This is a genomic window from Lentzea waywayandensis, from assembly GCF_900115955.1.
GTDB classification, from domain to species: domain Bacteria; phylum Actinomycetota; class Actinomycetes; order Mycobacteriales; family Pseudonocardiaceae; genus Lentzea; species Lentzea waywayandensis.
The window spans coordinates 85,933-105,124 of the sequence record NZ_FOYL01000003.1; the positions used below are offsets into that span (position 1 = coordinate 85,933).

21 protein-coding genes are annotated in these 19,192 nt (G+C 69.0%); 17 read left to right on the top strand and 4 right to left on the bottom strand.

Annotated elements, in window-relative coordinates; translation table 11 throughout:
- The first annotated feature begins 148 nt into the window (after window positions 1-148).
- Both groES and groL read left to right on the top strand, forming a co-directional pair.
- Window positions 149-442 (top strand): co-chaperone GroES, encoded by a 294-nt coding sequence (gene groES, locus BM417_RS11010; protein ID WP_030478362.1) that lies wholly within the window; start codon window positions 149-151, stop codon window positions 440-442.
- An 82-nt stretch (window positions 443-524) separates the two neighbouring features.
- On the top strand, window positions 525-2,150 hold the full coding sequence (gene groL, locus BM417_RS11015) for a chaperonin GroEL (protein WP_093591305.1): 1,626 nt from the start codon (window positions 525-527) through the stop codon (window positions 2,148-2,150).
- A gap of 73 nt (window positions 2,151-2,223) precedes the next feature.
- Here groL and BM417_RS11020 read toward each other — a convergent pair whose 3' ends face one another.
- Window positions 2,224-2,520 (bottom strand): WhiB family transcriptional regulator, encoded by a 297-nt coding sequence (locus tag BM417_RS11020; protein ID WP_086663892.1) that lies wholly within the window; start codon window positions 2,518-2,520, stop codon window positions 2,224-2,226.
- A 180-nt stretch (window positions 2,521-2,700) separates the two neighbouring features.
- On the opposite strand from BM417_RS11020, the gene BM417_RS50275 reads away from it, so the two are divergent.
- The 5 genes from BM417_RS50275 (at window position 2,701) to BM417_RS11050 (ending at window position 7,303) form a co-directional block, all read left to right on the top strand.
- Window positions 2,701-3,639 (top strand): MerR family transcriptional regulator, encoded by a 939-nt coding sequence (locus BM417_RS50275; RefSeq protein WP_177320446.1) that lies wholly within the window; start codon window positions 2,701-2,703, stop codon window positions 3,637-3,639.
- A 317-nt stretch (window positions 3,640-3,956) separates the two neighbouring features.
- Window positions 3,957-4,853, top strand: a complete 897-nt coding sequence (locus BM417_RS11035; protein WP_093591311.1) for a hypothetical protein — start codon at window positions 3,957-3,959, stop codon at window positions 4,851-4,853.
- Window positions 4,854-4,934: 81 nt separating this feature from the next.
- Window positions 4,935-5,531, top strand: coding sequence for a response regulator transcription factor (locus BM417_RS11040; RefSeq protein WP_030471988.1), 597 nt, complete (start codon window positions 4,935-4,937; stop codon window positions 5,529-5,531).
- 308 nt (window positions 5,532-5,839) lie between these two features.
- On the top strand, window positions 5,840-6,412 hold the full coding sequence (locus BM417_RS11045) for a sigma-70 family RNA polymerase sigma factor (RefSeq protein ID WP_030471987.1): 573 nt from the start codon (window positions 5,840-5,842) through the stop codon (window positions 6,410-6,412).
- Window positions 6,413-7,303 (top strand): anti-sigma-D factor RsdA, encoded by an 891-nt coding sequence (locus BM417_RS11050; protein ID WP_093591314.1) that lies wholly within the window; start codon window positions 6,413-6,415, stop codon window positions 7,301-7,303.
- A 94-nt stretch (window positions 7,304-7,397) separates the two neighbouring features.
- Here the strand turns inward: BM417_RS11050 and BM417_RS11055 are convergent, their stop codons facing one another.
- Window positions 7,398-7,781, bottom strand: a complete 384-nt coding sequence (locus BM417_RS11055) for a DUF5319 domain-containing protein (RefSeq protein ID WP_245821845.1) — start codon at window positions 7,779-7,781, stop codon at window positions 7,398-7,400.
- 142 nt (window positions 7,782-7,923) lie between these two features.
- On the opposite strand from BM417_RS11055, the gene guaB reads away from it, so the two are divergent.
- The 10 genes from guaB (at window position 7,924) to BM417_RS11100 (ending at window position 17,058) form a co-directional block, all read left to right on the top strand.
- Window positions 7,924-9,435: an IMP dehydrogenase gene (guaB, locus tag BM417_RS11060; protein WP_093591317.1), complete on the top strand. Its 1,512-nt coding sequence runs from the start codon at window positions 7,924-7,926 to the stop codon at window positions 9,433-9,435.
- Window positions 9,436-9,477: 42 nt separating this feature from the next.
- Complete coding sequence (locus tag BM417_RS11065) at window positions 9,478-10,611, top strand: GuaB3 family IMP dehydrogenase-related protein (RefSeq protein WP_093591320.1); 1,134 nt, start codon at window positions 9,478-9,480, stop codon at window positions 10,609-10,611.
- Between the two features lie 59 nt (window positions 10,612-10,670).
- The gene (locus BM417_RS11070) at window positions 10,671-11,018 is read left to right on the top strand and encodes a hypothetical protein (RefSeq protein ID WP_093593495.1); all 348 of its coding nucleotides are present in this window, start codon (window positions 10,671-10,673) and stop codon (window positions 11,016-11,018) included.
- Between the two features lie 39 nt (window positions 11,019-11,057).
- Entirely contained in the window at window positions 11,058-11,282 is a 225-nt protein-coding gene (locus BM417_RS11075) for a hypothetical protein (protein ID WP_143138602.1), read from the top strand.
- 53 nt (window positions 11,283-11,335) lie between these two features.
- A complete protein-coding gene (locus BM417_RS11080; protein WP_093591326.1) occupies window positions 11,336-11,656 on the top strand; it encodes a type II toxin-antitoxin system prevent-host-death family antitoxin in 321 nt (106 codons plus the stop codon).
- A gap of 125 nt (window positions 11,657-11,781) precedes the next feature.
- Entirely contained in the window at window positions 11,782-11,925 is a 144-nt protein-coding gene (locus BM417_RS47670) for a hypothetical protein (protein ID WP_177320381.1), read from the top strand.
- A gap of 33 nt (window positions 11,926-11,958) precedes the next feature.
- The gene (locus tag BM417_RS11085; RefSeq protein ID WP_093591329.1) at window positions 11,959-13,635 is read left to right on the top strand and encodes a GMC family oxidoreductase; all 1,677 of its coding nucleotides are present in this window, start codon (window positions 11,959-11,961) and stop codon (window positions 13,633-13,635) included.
- 12 nt (window positions 13,636-13,647) lie between these two features.
- Window positions 13,648-14,607 (top strand): MBL fold metallo-hydrolase, encoded by a 960-nt coding sequence (locus BM417_RS11090; RefSeq protein ID WP_093591332.1) that lies wholly within the window; start codon window positions 13,648-13,650, stop codon window positions 14,605-14,607.
- Window positions 14,604-15,836 carry an FAD-dependent monooxygenase gene (locus BM417_RS11095; protein WP_245821846.1) on the top strand — a complete coding sequence of 411 codons (1,233 nt, stop codon included), beginning with the start codon at window positions 14,604-14,606 and terminating at the stop codon, window positions 15,834-15,836. Before BM417_RS11090 ends, BM417_RS11095 begins: the two co-directional genes overlap by 4 nt.
- Window positions 15,820-17,058 carry an FAD-binding oxidoreductase gene (locus BM417_RS11100; protein ID WP_093591335.1) on the top strand — a complete coding sequence of 413 codons (1,239 nt, stop codon included), beginning with the start codon at window positions 15,820-15,822 and terminating at the stop codon, window positions 17,056-17,058. Before BM417_RS11095 ends, BM417_RS11100 begins: the two co-directional genes overlap by 17 nt.
- Here BM417_RS11100 and BM417_RS11105 read toward each other — a convergent pair.
- Window positions 17,053-18,498: an aldehyde dehydrogenase family protein gene (locus BM417_RS11105; protein ID WP_093591338.1), complete on the bottom strand. Its 1,446-nt coding sequence runs from the start codon at window positions 18,496-18,498 to the stop codon at window positions 17,053-17,055. The genes BM417_RS11100 and BM417_RS11105 overlap by 6 nt on opposite strands.
- Window positions 18,426-19,190 (bottom strand): phosphotransferase family protein, encoded by a 765-nt coding sequence (locus BM417_RS11110; RefSeq protein WP_143138603.1) that lies wholly within the window; start codon window positions 19,188-19,190, stop codon window positions 18,426-18,428. Before BM417_RS11110 ends, BM417_RS11105 begins: the two co-directional genes overlap by 73 nt.
- Between the last annotated feature and the right edge of the window lie 2 nt (window positions 19,191-19,192).

The following is a 19,192-nucleotide window of genomic DNA, read 5'->3' on the forward strand; positions in this document are numbered from 1 at the left end:
TCGGTTCGGGGGTCTCGTTGAAGGCTTGGCACTCTCGTGGGTAGAGTGCCAATTGCACGGCACCAGTACCGCCCCGACCCCCGCGACGGCGGGGTGGCAGGAGCCGTTAAACAAACGAACCTGCCAACGACCCGTGGAGGTCATCCCGGTGAGCGTGAACATCAAGCCGCTTGAGGACAAGATCGTCGTCCAGGCCTCCGAGGCTGAGACGACGACCGCCTCCGGCCTCGTGATCCCGGACACCGCGAAGGAGAAGCCCCAGGAGGGCAAGGTCCTCGCGGTGGGCCCCGGCCGCATCGACGACAAGGGCAACCGCGTCCCGCTGGACGTCGCTGTCGGCGACGTCGTCATCTACTCGAAGTACGGCGGCACCGAGGTCAAGTACAACGGCGAGGAGTACTTGATCCTCTCCGCCCGCGACGTGCTGGCCGTCGTCAACTAGGACGCTCGGCTGTCATGCCTGACGCCCCGGCGCCCCATCCGGGGTGTCCGGGGCGTTTCGCTACTCAGAGAGGCTTCAGTCAATGCCCAAGCAGATCAGCTTCGACGAGGACGCTCGTCGGGCGCTTGAGCGCGGCGTCAACAAGCTCGCCGACACGGTCAAGGTCACCCTTGGCCCGCGTGGGCGGCACGTCGTGCTCGACAAGAAGTTCGGTGGCCCCACGGTCACCAACGACGGTGTGACCATCGCTCGCGAGATCGAGCTGGACGACCCGTTCGAGAACCTGGGCGCGCAGCTCGCGAAGTCGGTCGCCACCAAGACCAACGACGTCGCGGGTGACGGCACCACCACCGCCACCGTGCTGGCACAGGCGCTGGTCAAGGAAGGCCTGCGCAACATCGCCGCGGGTGCGAACCCGACCGCGCTCGGCCGTGGTATCCAGGCCGCCTCCGACGCCGTCGTGGACGCGCTCAAGGCCAAGGCCACCCCGGTCAAGGGCCGCGAGAACATCGCGCAGGTCGGCACCGTCTCCTCGCGTGACGAGTCCATCGGCGCCCTGCTCGGCGAGGCCATCGAGCGCGTCGGCGAGGACGGTGTCATCACCGTCGAGGAGTCGTCCACGCTCGCGACCGAGCTGGTCATCACCGAGGGTGTGCAGTTCGACAAGGGCTACGTGTCGACGCACTTCTCGACCGACCTCGAGGCGCAGGAGGCCGTCTACGAAGACGTCCGCATCCTGCTGCACCGCGAGAAGATCTCGGCGCTGGCCGACGTCCTCCCGATCCTCGAGAAGGTCGCGGAGTCCGGCAAGCCGCTCCTGATCGTCGCCGAGGACGTCGAGGGCGAGGCCCTGTCCACGCTGGTGGTCAACGCCGTCCGCAAGACCCTGAAGGTCGTCGCCGTGAAGGCGCCGTTCTTCGGTGACCGCCGCAAGGCGTTCCTGGACGACCTCGCGGTCGTCACCGGCGGCGAGGTGATCTCCTCGGAGATCGGCCTCAAGCTGTCCGAGACCACGCTCGACCAGCTGGGCTCCGCCCGCCGCGTCGTCGTGACCAAGGACGACACCACGATCGTGGACGGCGGCGGCACCAAGGTCGACATCGCCGGCCGCGCGGAGCAGCTGCGCCGCGAGATCGAGGCCACGGACTCCGACTGGGACCGCGAGAAGCTCCAGGAGCGCCTCGCGAAGCTCTCCGGCGGCATCGCCGTGATCAAGGTCGGCGCCGCCACCGAGACCGAGCTCAAGGAGCGCAAGCACCGCATCGAGGACGCGGTCGCCGCTACCAAGGCCGCGGTCGAGGAGGGCATCGTCCCCGGCGGTGGCTCCGCTCTCGTGCACGGCGCCAAGGTGCTCGACGGTGGCCTCGGCCTCTCGGGTGACGAGGCCACGGGTGTCGCGCTCGTCGCGAAGGCCCTGTCCGCGCCGCTGTTCTGGATCGCCGCGAACGCCGGCCTCGAAGGCGCCGTCGTGGTGAACAAGGTCCGCGAGGGCGAGTGGGGCTTCGGCATCAACGCCGCCAAGCTGGAGTTCGGTGACCTGCTCGAGCAGGGCATCATCGACCCGGTCAAGGTCACGCGTTCCGCCGTGGCGAACGCCGCCTCCATCGCGCGCATGGTGCTCACGACCGAGAGCGCCATCGTCGAGAAGAAGGCGGACGAGGCTCCTGCCGCCGGTGGCCACGGCCACGGGCACGGGCACGGCCACTGATCCACCGAGTTCTTCGAACTCAAATAAAACCGGGGCGGTGCCATTTCGTTTGGCACCGCCCCGGTTTTATCGTCTACACAATTGCCAATTGTCGCTTTCGTGCCTTGATGATGTGGTCGCGCTCCGATTCCGAGAGCCCGCCCCAGATTCCATACGGTTCCTGCACCGCGAGCGCGTGCCTGCGACACATCTCCAACACCGGGCAGGCGAGGCAGACGGCCTTGGCGCGAGCTTCCCGGCGAGATCTCGCCGGGCCCCGTTCACCGTCGGGGTGGAAGAAGAACGCGCTGTCCATGCCCCGGCACGAACCGCGCATCTGCCAGTCCCACAGGTCTGCGTTGGGACCGGGGAGCCTTCGGGTGTCCGCCATCGAGACCGCCTCCGTGACGACTGCTCCATTCGGCTTAACGATGATCCACCGTAGAACCGCGTCAAAACTTGTTCAAGAGGCTGAAGACCCTTATCAACTGATGGGTGACGGCACGCGTGTTCGATCACTCACCGCCCGGAGTTGCCGCCCGGATGAGGTGAACGGAACATGGCTCTCGTGATGACACCGCCGGAGCACACCTCTGCCGGGAGTCACACGAGTGAGCCCCTTCTCTCAGTGGCCGCGGTGGCCAGGCGACTCGGCGTGGCACCCGCCACCCTGCGCACCTGGGACCGCCGCTACGGACTGGGTCCGACCGGCCACACCGTGGGGCGGCACCGGAAATACGGGCCTCCCGATGTGGCCCGGCTCGAATTGATGCAACGCGCTCTTCTGCGTGGCGCGTCGTCCGCGGAAGCCGCCCGTTTCGCGCTCGACTCGAAATCGTCGATGACACACGGAGTGGTTCCCGTAGCACCATCGGGTGGACGTGGACTGAAATTGCCCGGTGCGTCTCGATTGGCGCGCGGACTCGGCCGGGCGGCGGTCGCGATGGACTCCATCGCCGTCCAGGAAATGCTCGCCGACTCGCTGGCGTCCGACGGCGTGATCACGACCTGGAACGAGGTCGTGCGGCCGGTGCTGACGGCCGTCGCCGCGCGGTGGCAGCTCTCCGGGGCCGGCGTCGAGGTCGAGCACCTGTTGAACGAGTGCGTGCTCGCCGCGTTCGTGCGCGCGACACCGCTCGTCACTGCCGGGCGCAACCATCGGCCCGTGCTGCTGGCGTGCATGCCGGAGGAGAGACACAACCTGCCCCTCTACCCGTTGGCCGCGGAACTGGCACACCGAGGCGTCGTCGTCCGGCAGCTCGGGGCGGCGTTGCCCATGGACGCGTTGGCCGCCGCCGTACGCCGCACCGCGCCCTCCGCGGTGGTGCTGTGGGCGCAGTTGCCGCGCTACGCCGATCCGGGGGTGATCACCGCTCTGCCGCGCACCCGGCAACAGGTGAGGTTGTTCGTGGGCGGGCCGGGGTGGCGGCGGGGCGTGGTGACGGCTCCGGCGGAGCGGGTCGAGGACCTCGCCGCCGCGGCGGACGCGGTGGAGTCGGCCGTCACCTGAGGCCTCGCGCGCGCCGCCGAGCGTGCGTGAACCTGCTCGTTGCCCGGCTAGCCGCTTCCGCCTGCCGCTTCCGCCTGCCGCCGCCCTGCCTGCCGCTTCCGCGCCTGCCGCCTCCGCACCTGCCTGCGCCTCCGCGCCTGCCGCCGCACTGCTTGCCGCCGCCCTGCCTACCGCCTCCGCCGCCCCCTGCCGCCTCCACCGCCTACCGCCCCCGCACCTACCGCCCCCGCACCTACCGCCCCCGCCGCTCCGCCCACCACCCTCGCCGCTCTTGCCCGCCGCCCCCACGGCCCTCCCATCACGGCAGACTCCCAGCCGTGACCGAAGAGGAGCTGCGCCGAGCCGCGTTCGGCGACTCACCTGACCGCGACGTCTGGTCCGCACTGGCGTCCCCCACCTCCCGGGCCCGGTGGCTCGCCGCCGTCGTTCTGGGCGGCCAGGGGCACTACGCGGCGGCGGCCACCGCGTTGGATGCGCTCCGTCACGACCCCGACCCGGTGATCGCGTCCCTCTCCCTCTCGACTCGCGCGTCGCACCACCGTCAGCTAGGTGCCCACCACCTGGCCCGTGCCCTCGACGGCGAGGCGCTCGCGCGCGTGCAGCCCGCAGGCCGTGGCGACCCGGACGGGATCGATGCCGCGGGTGCCCGGACGGACGCGATGCTCGGTCTCGCGGCCGATTCGCTGGGTGCTCAACGCCTGGGAGAGGCCCGCAGGTTGCTCGCACGAGTTGAGACGCACTCGTGGAGGAGTGAGGTCCGCCGGGGCTGGGTAACCGCAGAGATTGAGCTGGCGTCCGGTCGCGCGGAGGCCGCCGTGGCTCCTGCCGAGGCGGCGTACGGCGTAGCGACGAGCAGAAAGGCGCTCCGGCACGAGCTCAAGTCGGCACTCGTTCTGGGCACCTCGTTGGTCGTGTGGGGGACACCCGACGGCCTGAACCGCGGGGTTGAACTGGTCGAGTGTGAGCTAAATCACAGCGCCGCGAAGGGACTTCATCCGTTGATCTGGCCGAGCGCTCTTGTCCTGGTGGGCCATGCCCCCACGGTGGGCGCAGTCGCCATCGACCGGGCGACGGAGGCCCTGAGCTGCGTGTTACGCAGAGCTGATGCCGTCAGCCGACAGGTCGCCCTTGATTCCCCGTGGGTGCCGACCGGGCTGCTCCGTTCCGGGGAACCCCCGAACGCAGACCCTCAGACGAACTTCTTGACGGATTAAGCACCGGATCGTGTCAAGGTTGGGTCGCCAGCGTCCGATAGGGGAGATGGAACGTCACTCGGCTGCAGGAAAGGAGTCCCCGTGACCACGGTCCTTATTTGCGACGACCGGCGCAGTGTGCGGGAGGGTCTCACCCGCGTGATGTCGGCTGTCCCCGGGGTTAGCCGCATCGACTGCGTAGCGCACGGTGACGAGTTGTTGGCTCGCTTTTCAAGGCAGCCGGTCGACGTCGTGCTGGTGGGAACTCAGCGCGCTGTCCCGACCGGGGTTGAAGCTACCCGTCGGCTCGTCTCCGCGAATCCGCAGGCAAACGTCATCGTCTTCGGAGCCCCCGACGACGCCGGAAGCATCGCCGCGGCGATCGCCGGCGGTGCTCGTGGCTACCTGAGGTGGGACGCGTCGCGTCCCGAGCTTGTGGCGGCCCTCGCGCACACGCTCGCCAGCACCTCGGTGCCGGCGCCTCGTCAGCCCTCCGACCCCGGCGTGCAGCTCACGGAGCGTGAGCTTCAGGTGCTGCGTGGCATGAGTCAGGGCAAGAGCAACGGCCAGATCGGCCGCGAGCTCTACCTGTCGGAGGACACGGTGAAGACGCACGCCCGTCGTCTCTTCCGCAAGCTCGGTGTCCGTGACCGCGCTCAGGCGGTCGCGCACGGCTTCCGGCGAGGCCTCGTTCAGTAGTCGCTCTCGCCGCACCGGCCCCGCGTCCTCATATGCCGCATGTGGGGAAGCGGGGCCGGTGGCGTGAGAGGGCTCACTCGTACGAGCGGTGATCTTTCCGGTCGCGCAATTAGCCCAGCCCGGTGACAATGTCGCCGGGCTGTCAGCCGTTCGGGCGTGTCTGCTGTTCACACGGGGTGTCCATACCCCACCTATGAACAGATGGCTTGAAGACCGGTACGGTGAAGGCGCTGCAACGAGTCGCTGTGAGTGACTCGTGCTGCTTCATGTCGGTACGCCAACAAGTAACACCAGGGCTGTTGTCTGCGATGACCAACTTGGGGGACGGACTGGACGCCGAAGTGGGCGCGGCCGTCGACGGCGACCGCCAGGCGATCGAACGCCTGCTGGCCTCCATTCGTCCTCTTGTGGTGCGGTACTGCCGCGCCAGAGTTGGAAGGCAGGAGCGAAGCTTCGCTTCGGCGGACGATGTGGCCCAGGAGGTGTGTCTCGCGGTGCTCACGGCATTGCCCAGCTACCGCGACCAAGGTCGGCCCTTCCTCGCGTTCGTGTACGGGATCGCGGCGCACAAGGTTGCCGACGCGCATCGGTCTGCCGCCAGGAACCGCTCCGAGCCCGTTCCTGAAGTCCCTGACGCGCCGGAGACCGAAGCTGGTCCGGAGCAGCGGGCGATGCAGGGCGAACTCTCCGACCGGATGGCCGTACTACTGCGCGTCCTGCCGGAGAAGCAGCGGGAGATCCTGCTGTTGAGGGTGGTGGTCGGGCTGTCCGCCGAGGAAACTGCCGAGGCGGTTGGTTCGACTCCGGGTGCGGTTCGGGTGGCGCAACACCGTGCGCTGGCTCGACTGCGCAAGTCGCTGGCAGCGGAGGAGGTGGTCTGAGTGGCCGACGAACACGGGAAGGACGACGAGGTAGTGCGCGGACAGGACGATAGAGCCCCGCACGAACCCGTCGCAGATGATCTTTCGGCTGTACAGGCCGATGACAGGCTGCTGGACGCGCTGGGGTCGGCGACACCGGGCGCGGCCGGCAATCTGGTCGACGACGAGCTGAACGCGTTGCTGCTCGCATGGCGCAACGAGGTGGAGACTGAGCCGTTCGGCGAGCTCGTCGACACCGACACCGCCATCGCCACGATCCAGGCCGCGCGTCCGCAGCCGGTGAGCAAGCACCGTTTCCTGATCCCGCTGGCGAGTGCCGCGGCGGTCCTGGCCATCGCCTTCACCGGCGTGAGCCTCGTCGCCCGCGACGCCCAGCCCGGCGACGCGCTCTGGGGCCTCACGCGAGTGCTGTACTCCGAGCACGCGAAGTCGATCGAGGCCGCGGCCATCATCAACACCGACCTCGAGTCGGCCCGCCTCGCCCTGCGTGAGGGCAAGGTCAACGAGGCCAGGGAGAAGCTGGACAAGATCGAGGCCAGCCTCGGCTCGGTCTCCACGGACGACGGCAAGGCGCAGCTCGAGGAGAAGCACAAGGAGCTCGAGAAGGAGCTCGACACCAACACCTCGACCACGCCGCCGACCTCGACGACTCCGAAGCCGCCGAAGCCGACCAAGTCGTCGGATCCGACGACGCCGTCCTCCACCCCGTCGACCGAGCCGTCCACCACCCAGCCGTCCACGCCGTCCTCGTCGGAGACTCCGGCGCCGCCGACGTCGAACGGCGGGGAGAACCCGCCGCCGCCTCCGCCGCCGGACCCCGGTACCGGAGTGGATCCCGGGTCCACCGGCACCACCGGTCAGACCGTCGGCGAGACGACCGGCTCCAACTGAGACGCACTGTGAACGGCCCCTGATCCTTCGAGGTCAGGGGCCGTTCACATGCTCAGGCGTTCACACGTCAGGTGGAATGTGACCGGTCTCGCGGTCAGCGGGCCGACTCGGTGGCCGTGACGCCGTCCGCGTATCCCCGGCAGTACTCCCAGCTGACGTAGGCGCCGGGGTTCGGGTCGAAGGCGGGCTCGTGCGGGCGCATGCGCCCGTCGGCGAGGAGTTGTTCGAGTGAGGCTCGCAACAGTGCCCAGTCGTGATAGTGCGGTTCCTCGCACTCGCCGCAGTCCACGACGATGCCGCGCACGCCTCTGTGTTCGAGCAGCGCTTGGTAGACGGCGAGGTCGCTCAGGTCGCTGACCAGCTCTGTTCGCTCGTCGTCGTCCATCGGGGGATGGTCGTGGTGCGGTTCGCCCAGAGAGAGTGCGGGGTCTTCTGGGTCACCCGCGAAGGGGTCTGGTGGCAACGCGTCGTGCGGCACGACCCCGCACGGTACCCGCCGTACCCCCTCGGTCGTCCAGATACCATGGGTCGCACCGCCTCCGCCTGCGGAAACTGGACACGCAGGACCCCAAAAGGGCAGGCAGAGCGCAGACCGCACGACGGAAGGCATGTCACCCGCTATGACCAGCGAGCTCAACGCTGATGGAGTCCCGCAGAAGTTCGCCATGCTGGGACTGACCTTCGACGACGTGCTCCTGCTGCCTGCCGAGTCCGACGTCGTTCCGAGTGGCGTCGACACGAGCACCAGGATCTCGCGCAACATCACCCTCAGGATCCCGCTGGCCAGCGCCGCGATGGACACGGTCACCGAGGGCCGGATGGCGATCTCGATGGCACGTCAGGGCGGCATCGGCGTGCTGCACCGCAACCTGAGCATCGAGGACCAGGCCCGGCAGGCCGAGACCGTGAAGCGGTCCGAGGCCGGCATGGTCACCGACCCGGTCACCTGTTCGCCCGACGACACGCTGGCCGAGGTCGACGCGCTGTGTGCGCGCTACCGCATCTCCGGCGTGCCGGTCACGGACTCGAACAACAAGCTCGTGGGCATCATCACGAACCGCGACATGCGCTTCGAGCTCGACCACACCAAGCGCGTGGTCGAGGTCATGACCAAGGGCCCGCTGGTCACCGCGCAGGTCGGGGTGTCGGCCGAGGCCGCGCTCGGGCTGCTGCGCCGGCACAAGGTCGAGAAGCTGCCGATCGTCGACGGCGACGGCAAGCTCCAGGGCCTGATCACGGTCAAGGACTTCGTCAAGACCGAGCAGTACCCGATGGCCACCAAGGACCCGGACGGTCGCCTGCTGTGCGCCGCCGCCGTCGGTGTGGGCGAGGACTCGTTCGTCCGCGCGATGACGCTCGCCGAGGCCGGCGTCGACGTGCTGATGGTCGACACGGCGCACGGGCACTCGCGCGGCGTGCTGGAGATGGTCGCGCGCATCAAGAAGGAGCTCGGCGACTCGGCCGACGTCGTCGGCGGCAACGTCGCGACGCGGGCCGGTGCCCAGGCTCTGGTGGACGCGGGCGCGGACGGCGTGAAGGTCGGTGTCGGTCCCGGCTCGATCTGCACCACGCGCGTCGTGGCCGGTGTCGGTGTGCCGCAGATCTCCGCGATCTACGAGGCGTCGCTCGCCTGCACCCCGGCCGGCGTGCCGGTGATCGGTGACGGCGGCATCCAGTACTCCGGCGACATCGCCAAGGCCATCGCGGCCGGCGCGTCCGCCGTGATGCTCGGATCGCTGCTCGCGGGCACCCAGGAGGCGCCCGGCGACCTGATCCTCGTCAACGGCAAGCAGTTCAAGACTTACCGCGGCATGGGCTCGCTGGCCGCGATGCAGTCCCGTGGCGAGAACAAGTCGTTCTCGAAGGACCGCTACTTCCAGGACGACGTGCTCAACGAGGACAAGCTCGTTCCCGAGGGCATCGAGGGCCGCACGCCGTTCCGCGGCCCGTTGTCGCAGGTCGTGCACCAGCTCAACGGCGGTCTGCGCGCGGCGATGGGCTACACGGGTTCCCACACGATCGCCGAGCTGCAGAACCAGCAGCTCGTGCGCATCACGGCGGCGGGCCTGAAGGAAAGCCACCCGCACGACATCACGATGACCGTCGAGGCCCCGAACTACACCACCCGTTAGAGTCCTTCGGGCAGTTCAAAGAGCTTTGGAAGGGAACAACAGGTGCGCGATCTGGTCGAGATCGGCATGGGCCGGACCGCGAGGCGGGCCTACGAGCTGGACGACATCGAGATCATCCCGTCGCGTCGGACGAGGTCGTCGAAGGACGTCTCCACGACGTGGCAGATCGATGCCTACCGCTTCGACATCCCGCTGATCACCCACCCGACCGACGCCATCGTGTCGCCGGGCACGGCGGTCGCGGTCGGCGAGCTCGGTGGCCTCGGTGTGCTCAACGCCGAGGGCCTCTGGGCCCGCCACGGCGACGTGGACGAGGCGCTGTTCCGCCTGGTCCAGGCGACCGAGGACAGCGACGACCCGGCGGCGGCCGTGAAGGTCCTTCAGGAGCTGCACGCCGCCCCGTTGCGGATGGACCTGATCGCCGAGGCGGTCAAGCAGATCCGCGAGTCGGGCGTCACGGTCGCGGTCCGAGTCAGCCCGCAGCGCGCTGCCGAGCTGACCCCGGACCTGCTGGCCGCGGGCGTCGAGATCCTGGTCGTGCAGGGCACGATCATCTCGGCCGAGCACGTGTCGCGTGACGGCGAGCCGCTGAACCTCAAGTCGTTCATCGCGGACCTCGACATCCCGGTGATCGCCGGCGGTGTCGGCGACTACCGCACGGCCATGCACCTGATGCGCACGGGCGCGGCGGGCGTGATCGTCGGCTACGGCTACACGCCCGGCGTCACCACCACCGACTCGGTGCTGGGCATCGGCGTGCCGATGGCCACCGCGATCGCCGACGCCGCGGCCGCGCGCCGCGACTACCTCGACGAGACCGGCGGCCGCTACGTGCACGTCATCGCCGACGGTGGCGTCACGACCTCGGGCGACGTGGCGAAGTCCATCGCCTGCGGTGCCGACGCCGTGATGCTCGGCGAGCCGCTGGCCGCCGCGACCGAGGCACCGGGCCAGGGCCTGTACTGGACGGCGTCGTCCGCGCACCCGTCCGTGCCGCGCAGCCTCGTCGCCGAGGCGGTGGACCAGGAGCTCGACCTGCGCAAGCTGCTGTTCGGCCCGTCGGCCGACCCGCGCGGCGTGACGAACCTGTTCGGCGCTTTGAAGAGGGCCATGGCCAAGACCGGCTACTCCGACCTCAAGGAGTTCCAGAAGGTCGGCCTGACCATCCGCGGCTGAGATCGACTCCAGAAGGGCGCGTTCCGGACGGGACGCGCCCTTCTGCTTTGCTGGGCGCCGTGCCGCTAGTCGAGATCACCTACGCACCCCACGTCCCCCACGCAGTGCTCAAGGAACTGGCGGCGATGCTCCCGCACGCCGTGTCGCTGGCGGTCGAGTGCCCAGAAGAGCCCTACGACGGCGACCTCCAGCCAGGAGACGTGGAACTGCGCTTCCGCCCGCACGGCCCGTTCGACGTCAGCGGCATGGACATCGTTGTCGAGGTCCGCTCGAAGTGGTTCGAGAGCCGCGCCACCAACCGCCAGGACCGCGTCGACGACCTCTGCAAAGCCGTCGTGGACGCTTGCGGCCTCGCTGACGTGGGCGTTTACCTGAGCCTGCCGATCGCGGCATGGGCGCAGAGCTGATCTTGCAACCGAACGACTACCCCGCGCGTCCTCTTGAGCGTGGAACTGGATGCCTTGTTCGGCGACGGCAAGAACAGTGATGTGGACACGATCGACCCGGACGCCGAGGTCCAAGAGATCGAGATCGAGGAAGTGCCAGAGGAGGACGAAGGTGTCGGAGGCATCGGCTGGAAGATGCTGACCCTGTTCGTCTGCGGTGGACTGGTGATCACGGCGTTGGCCGTGGCGTTCATGGTGTGGGTGATCGAGGGCCTGGTCCTCTGAGTCGACGGGTGCGCCTGCCCGCGCACCCTCGACCGCCTGTCTAGGTTTTCTGTATGGACGCCCTCAACGAGGCTCGCGAGCTGACCGTCACGGAGGCCACCGAACGCGGCGTCGCCGGTCTGATCGCCGACGTCGAGAAGGATGGTCTGGTGGTCATCACCCGGCATGGCCGTCGAGTCGCCGCTGTCGTTCCGATGAGTCCCCTGATCGAGCTCGACGAGGTGGCAGCAGATCTGAGGAGTCTGGCGCTCGCGCTGGTGAGGTCGGCGGCCGACTCCGGGCGGCGCACTTCCTTCGACGACGTGCTGGCGGCGTTCGGACACACCCGTGAGTCGCTGGCGGGGGTGAAGGAGGACGACTCGCTCGACGACTGAAGTAGTGATTCAACTCCTGTTCGACGACCCGGAGCCTGGGTGGTCGCTTGGCCGTGGGCTGTCCGGCTCCGGAAGCAGGAGTGTCAATCGTCAGCGGATCGTCTACCGGATAGCCGCGAGAGCCGGTGCCGGACTGGCTGGCGCAGCGTCTCGTGCACACGGCCGGGATCCCTCTGGAGCAGGTCGCGGCGTTGACTCTGGAGCAGGCGGTGGACCTCTGGACCGACTTCATGAGCGCGCCTCGTCCTTCTGAACCGATCGGGGACTAGGCGTTACCGGAAGTAACGCCTACTCTCCGGTTCATGGGTGAACTCGCCGGTAACTTCGATGTCGTCATCGTCGGCTCCGGGTTCGGCGGAAGCGTGGCCGCGCTCCGCCTGACCGAGAAGGGCTACCGCGTCGCCGTCCTGGAGGCGGGGCGCCGGTTCGCCGACGACGAGTTCGCCAAGACCAGCTGGAATCTCCGCAAGTACCTGTGGGCGCCGCAGCTCAAGTGCTTCGGCATTCAGCGCATCCACCTGCTGCGCAACGTCATGGTGCTCGCCGGCGCGGGTGTCGGGGGCGGAAGTCTCGTCTACGCCAACACGCTGTATCGGCCGCTCAAGCCGTTCTACGAAGACCGGCAGTGGGCGCACATCACCGACTGGCAGGACGAGCTGGAGCCGTTCTACGACCAGGCGAGCCGGATGCTGGGTGTGGTCACGAACCCCACGACGACCCCGAGTGACGTCGTCATGCAGAAGGTCGCGAAGGACATGGGGGTCGAGGACAGCTACCACGCGACGCCCGTCGGCGTGTTCTTCGGCGAGCCCGGCAAGAAGGCGGCAGACCCCTACTTCGGTGGTGCCGGACCGGAACGCACGGGTTGCACCGAGTGCGGCAGTTGCATGTCGGGCTGCCGGGTCGGTGCGAAGAACACCCTGGTCAAGAACTACCTCTACCTCGCGGAGAAGCTCGGCGCGAAGGTGTTCCCGCTGACCACGGTCACGCAGCTCAAGGAGAACAACGGCACCTGGACGATCGACACCAGGATGACCGGCGGGAAGGCCAAGGCCACCTTCACCGCCGACCAGGTCGTGATCGCCGCCGGCACGTGGGGCACCCAGCAGCTGCTGCACAAGGCGAAGGCCACGACGCTGCCGAAGATCTCGGCCAAGCTCGGCGAGCTCACCCGCACCAACTCCGAGTCGATCATCGGGGCCGCGCGCTACACGGTCGACCCGGACACCGACTTCACGCAGGGCGTCGCGATCACGAGCTCCATCCACCCCGACGAGATCACGCACATCGAACCCGTCCGGTACGGCAAGGGCAGCAACGCCATGGGCATGCTGCAGACCCTCGCCACGGACGGCGCGCTGAGCACGCCGCGGTGGCTGCAGTTCATCAAGCAGGCGGTCAGGCATCCGCTCCGGCTCCTCAGGTTGCTCAGCGTGCACCGGTGGAGTGAGCGGACCGTGATCCTGCTGGTCATGCAGAGTCTCGACAACTCCATCACCACGTTCCTCAAGCGCGGCAAGCTCACCAGCAAGCAGGGGCACGGCGAGCCGAACCCGGCGTTCATCCCGGCCGGTCACGAGGCGAACCTGCTGGCCGCCAAGCACATCGACGGCATGGCCGGCGGCACGTGGGGCGAGCTGTTCAACATCCCGCTGACCGCGCACTTCATCGGCGGCTGCGCGATCGCGAGCGACGAGGAGCAGGGCGTGATCGACCCGTACCACCGGGTCTTCAACTACCCCGAACTGTCCGTTGTGGACGGTGCGGCGATCAGTGCGAACCTCGGCGTGAACCCGAGCCTCACGATCACCGCGCAGGCCGAGCGGGCGTTCTCGCTGTGGCCGAACAAGGGCGAGCAGGACCAGCGGCCGGAGCAGAGCCTGCCCTACCGCAGGATCAACCCGACGAAGCCGAAGAACCCGGCGGTTCCCGATCAAGCTCCAGCCGCTTTGCGGTTGCCGATCGTGAAGGCGTCCTGACACGGTGGTGGCATGGCCAAAAAGCCTTTTGCCTCCAGCGCCGACCTCGCCCCCAAGGACGAGGTGTTCGTCGAACTCGCCGAGGGCGTCTACACCCTGACCGCCGAAGGCGACCCCAACGTCGCGGCCATCGAGGCCGAGGACTTCCTGATCTGCTTCGAGGCCCGCGCCACACCCGCGGCCGCGCGGCGGTGGCTCGCGCAGCTGCGCAAGCACACCAAGAAGCCGGTCCGGTACCTCGTGCTCAGCCACTACCACGCCGTGCGCACGCTCGGGGCCAGCGCGTTCGACGCCCAGGAGATCGTCGCGCACGAGATGACGCGGGTCCTGATCGCCGAACGCGGGCAGCAGGACTGGGAGAGCGAGTTCGGCCGCATGCCGAGGCTCTTCGAATCGCCGGAGGAGATCCCCGGCCTGACGTGGCCGACGCTCACGTTCTCCGACCGAATGACGATCCCGCTCGGCGACGAGCGCGGTGACCTGGTGCTCCAGTTCCTCGGGCGCGGGCACACGGCCGGCGACATCGTGGCGTGGCTGCCGCAGCAACGCATCCTGTTCGCCGGCGACCTGGTCGAGTCGCAGGCCGCGCTCTACACCGGTGACGCCTTCCACGACGAGTGGGCGACGTCCACTTTGGACGAGATCGCGGACCTGGGCGCCGAGATCCTGGTCGGCGGGCGCGGCAAGGTCGCCCGGGACCGCTACGAGGTCGAGGCCGCCATCAACCAGAGCAGGCACTTCCTCAACGAACTGCGCCGCACGGTCGGCGGGGTCCACGCCGAGGGCGGCACGCTCAAGCAGGCCTTCGAACTGGCGCACAAGACCCTCGTGGACCGCTACGGGCGCTGGCCGATCTTCGAGCACTGCCTGCCGTTCGACGTGAAGCGCTACTGGGACGAGTGCGACGGCAGGGACTGGCCGGAGATCTGGACCGCCGAACGCGACCGCGCCGTCTGGGACGCCCTGCAGTGACGGTCCTGGTGGTGGGCGCCGGACCGGTCGGCCTCGCCGCCGCGCTGTTCCTCGCGCGAGCCGGCGTACCGAGCATCGTCCTGGAGAAGGAGCCGAGGCGCTCGCAGACCGGCAGTCGTTCGATCTGCGTCCAGCGCGACGTGCTGGAGATCCTCGAACGCGTCGGCGTCGGGCAGGCCGTCGCCGACGCGGGCGTCACCTGGTACACCGGCCGCACCTACCACCGCGACCGCGAGGTCCTGACCCTGACCTTCCCGCAGGCCAAGGGTTTCCCGCCGTTCGTGAACACCCCGCAGACCGTCGTCGAGCAGCTGCTGGAGGAACGCGTCCGCGCCGAGTCCCTCATCGAACTCCGCTACGGGCATGCACTCGAAAGCCTCACCCATCACGACGAGGGAGTGTCCACACAGGACGGAATCAGGGCGACTCACTGCATCGCGGCGGACGGCGTGCACTCGACCGTCAGACAGCTCCTGAACATCCCGTTCGAGGGCTTCTCGTTCGACGACAGGTTCATCATCGCCGACGTCCGCGTCGACCTGGACTTCGAGACGCCCGAACGCCGTTTCTACTTCGACCCGCCCTGGAATCCGGGCCGGCAGGTCCTGCTGCACCCGCAACCGAAGGGCGTCTGGCGGATCGACTGGCAGGTCGCCGAGGACGTCCAGCTCACCGACGACCACGTCCGCGCGATCGTCGGCGACCGGCCGTACGAGATCGTCTGGCAGTCCACCTACCGCTTCCACCAGCGCCGAGCCGCGCGGTTCCGCGATCGGAGAGTCCTGCTCGCCGGCGACGCCGCGCACGTGATGAGCCCGTTCGGCGCTCGCGGCCTGAACTCGGGGATCTGCGACGCCGACAACGCGGCCTGGAAGATCGCCGCCGACCGCAGGGGCGAGGCGGGCCCGCGCCTCCTCGACTCCTACGACCTGGAACGCGGTGCCGCCGCCGACGAGAACCTCCGCATCACCGGCGACACCATGCGTTTCCTCGTGCCGGGCACTCCCGAAGAACGAGCCCACCGGCAGCGCGCGCTCGAAACCGGCGAGGGCATCGACTCCGGCAAGCTCTTCACCCCGTTCGCCTACGACAACGGCGGCGTGCTGATCGAAGGCTCCCGCACGGCGGGCCCTGGCTTCACGGTCCGGGACGGCCTGCTGATCCGGCCGGACGGCCACGTCGCCGGACACGACGACGAGGGAGCAAGGCGCCGTGCGCTCGGTTGGTGACCGGCAGCGGTTGCCGCAGAACACCCTTTACGCGCACCAGAAACCGGCCGCGACGGTGAGGTGCGTGCGCGTGGAGGACGTCCAAGAGTGCCTGGAACTCGCGGTACGCGAACGCGTTCCGGTCGCCGCGCGCAGTGGTGGCCACAGCTACGCGGGCTACTCGACGCCGCACAACGGCCTGGTCATCGACCTCGCCGGGATGTCGGACGTGCGAGTCGAAGGCAACCAGGCGCGGATCGGTGGCGGCGCGCGGATGCACGACATCTACGAGGCGCTCGGCGCGGCCGGTCAGGCGCTGCCCGCGGGCACGTGCCGCTCGGTCGGCATCGGCGGGCTCGTGCTGGGAGGCGGCATCAGCGTGGTCTCCCGCGGGTACGGGCTGACCTGCGACCACCTGACCGAGGCGCGGATCGTCACCCCGGACGGCGTCCTGCGCACGGCCTCGGCGCACGAGGAACCCGACCTGTTCTGGGCGCTGAAAGGCGGTTGTGGCGGCAACTTCGGCGTCGTCACGGAGTTCACGTTCCGCACCGACCCGGCGCCGGACCTGGCCGTGTTCAGCCTCGGTTACCCCGAGGGTTCGGCGGCGGACGTGACCGACGCCTGGCAGGAGTGGATGGCGGACGCGCCGGACGAGCTGTGGTCGAGCCTGCGCGTCGACTCCGGCCCGAAGTCGGTGCCCGGCGTCGTGGGCACGTACGAGGGCTCCGCGAAGGACCTGCACCGGCTGCTGGACCGGATGCCGTCCGCCGTGCGCGAGGTCGGGGAGATGACCTACCTGGAGGCGATGCGGCACTACTCCGGCCCTGAGGAGTCGGGCCGGCCGTACGTCGCGTCGTCCCGGATGCTGAACCAGCACGTGTCAGGCGCCAGCGTCGCGGCGTTGATGGACGGGCAGCCGCCCGTCGCGATCCTGTTCGACTCGTTCGGCGGCGCGGTCGAACGGATCGCGCCCGATGCCACCGCGTTCCCGCATCGCGACGCCACCGCTAGCGCCCAGATCCTCGTCGATCTCGGCGACCTGACAGAGGCGCGGGCACGGGCACTGCTCGCCGGCGTCCGCGACGGGCTCGGCGCGGGCACCACCGGGTACGTGAACTACATCGACCCGGAGATGCCCGACTGGCCGACCGCCTACTACGGCCGCAACCTCGCACGACTCAAGGAAGTCGCGAACAGGTACGACCCTGATCGCGTGCTGGCGTTCCCACAGGGGCTATAGCTGGATGCCCGTCAGCACGGTCACGCGTTCCTCGGTGAAGTCCTCCATGGCCGACCGGACGCCCTCTCGCCCGGTGCCCGACCCCTTCACACCGCCGTAGGGCATCTGGTCCGCGCGGTAGGACGGCACGTCCCCGATGATCACGCCGCCGACCTCGAGTTCGGCCGCGGCCTCGAACGCCACCTGCACGTCGCGCGTGAACACCCCGGCCTGCAGCCCGTACTTGGAGTCGTTGGCCTGCGCGAACGCGTCCTCGACGCCGTCCGCGACGGACACCACGAGCACCGGTCCGAAGATCTCCTCGGTCCAGACCTTGGCCGTCTTCGGCACGTCCGCGAGCACCGTCGGCTCGACCGTCGACCCGGTCCGCTTGCCGCCGAGCAGCACCCGTGCGCCGACGTCGGTGGCCATGTTGACCCACTCTTCGACGCGCCGTGCGTTGTCCTCGTCGATCAACGGACCGACCTCGACCTCGGGGTCGTGCGGGTCGCCGGTCTTCAGCGCGGCAACGGCTTCCACGAGCTTCGGCACGAACTCGTCGGCCTTCGAGCGGTCCACGATCACCCGTTGCACGGCGATGCACGACTGCCCGGCCTGGTAGTTGCCGAACGTCGCGACGCGCCGCGCCGCGTGGTCCAGGTCCGTCCAATCAGGACAGATGATCGCGGCCGCGTTGGAACCCAGCTCCATCACGACGTGCTTGCGCGGCGCGGCTTCCATCAACGACCAGCCGACCTTCGTGGACCCCGTGAACGAGATCACCGGCAGTCGCTCGTCGCGCACCAGGACGTCCATGTCCTTGCCACGCACGGGAAGGATCGAGAACACGCCCTCCGGCAGCCCGGTCTCGGCCAGGATCTCACCCAGCAGCAACGCGGAGAGCGGTGTGGCCGAAGCGGGCTTCACGATCACCGGCGCACCCACCGCGAGCGCCGGCGCGACCTTGTGCGCCACCAGGTTCAGCGGGAAGTTGAACGGCGCCACGGCCAGCACCGGTCCGCGCGGCACGTGCCGGACGATCGCCATCCGCCCCACGCCACCGGCCTCGGTGTCGAGCCGCTGCAACCCACCGGTGAACCGGCGCGCCTCCTCGGCGGCGAAGCGGAACGTGTTGACCGCGCGCGAGACCTCGATCTCGGCCCACTTCAGCGGTTTGCCGTTCTCGGCGGTGATCGTCTCGGCGATCTCCTCCGCGCGTTCGGCCAGCGTCCGCGACACCTGAAGCAGCGCCTCGGCGCGCACGTGCGCGGGTGTTCGCCGGAACTCCTTCGCGACGGCCGCGGCCGCCGCCACCGCGCGTTCCACCTGATCTCTGCCCGGTACGGCGACCGAGGCGACCTCGGTGCCGTCGAACGGATGGAGAACCTCTAACGCCTGCTCGCCCTGCTCCGGGCGGCCGGCGACCCAGCACGGCCTGGGTTGCGGTGTGAACGCGTCCATAGGATCACGTTAAGCCCTATTGGCCTGCACGTACCGACACACACCAAACCGACGAGTCCCAAGTAGTAGTCGACATGCCCTTCGGCCCGCTGGAGCACGAACGCCGGATGCTCCCGGATCGTTTGGATCATGTCGTCCAACCGGATCAGCACGTGCTCGCGGTCGTACTCGATCCCGTACGCCTCGCAGAACAGCCGCGTGCGCCGTTCGCGGTCGTCCGGCAGCGCCAGCACGAACTGGATGATCGCCCAGCTGACGTCCCACCAGCGCGGACCCGGATGCGCGCCGTCCCAGTCGAACACGCCGGTCGGCCGCCCGTCCGCGAACACGATGTTGTACGGCGCGAAATCACCGTGCAGCACCACCTCGACGGGTTCGCGGGCGGCGAACTGCCACCCGTTCAGCTCGCCGACGAGAGGGGCTGTGGCGTCGTGCAGCCGCCGCAGCAGCACAGCCGACTCGATCAACGTCGCATCGCTCGAAGGGGGCACGTGGCCAACGTCACCGGGCAGGTAGCTGAGCAGCTCGTGCTCCGCGTCGAGCCCGAGCGGGACCGGCGCGATCCCCAGCGGTGCCAAGCGCCGCAACAAATCGTGCACCCGCGGCGCCCACGGCCCAGCCGGCCGGCGCACCGCGTCACCCACCCTGAACACCTGGTTCAGCCCGCCACCGGTCAGCAGTTCACCGTCCACGC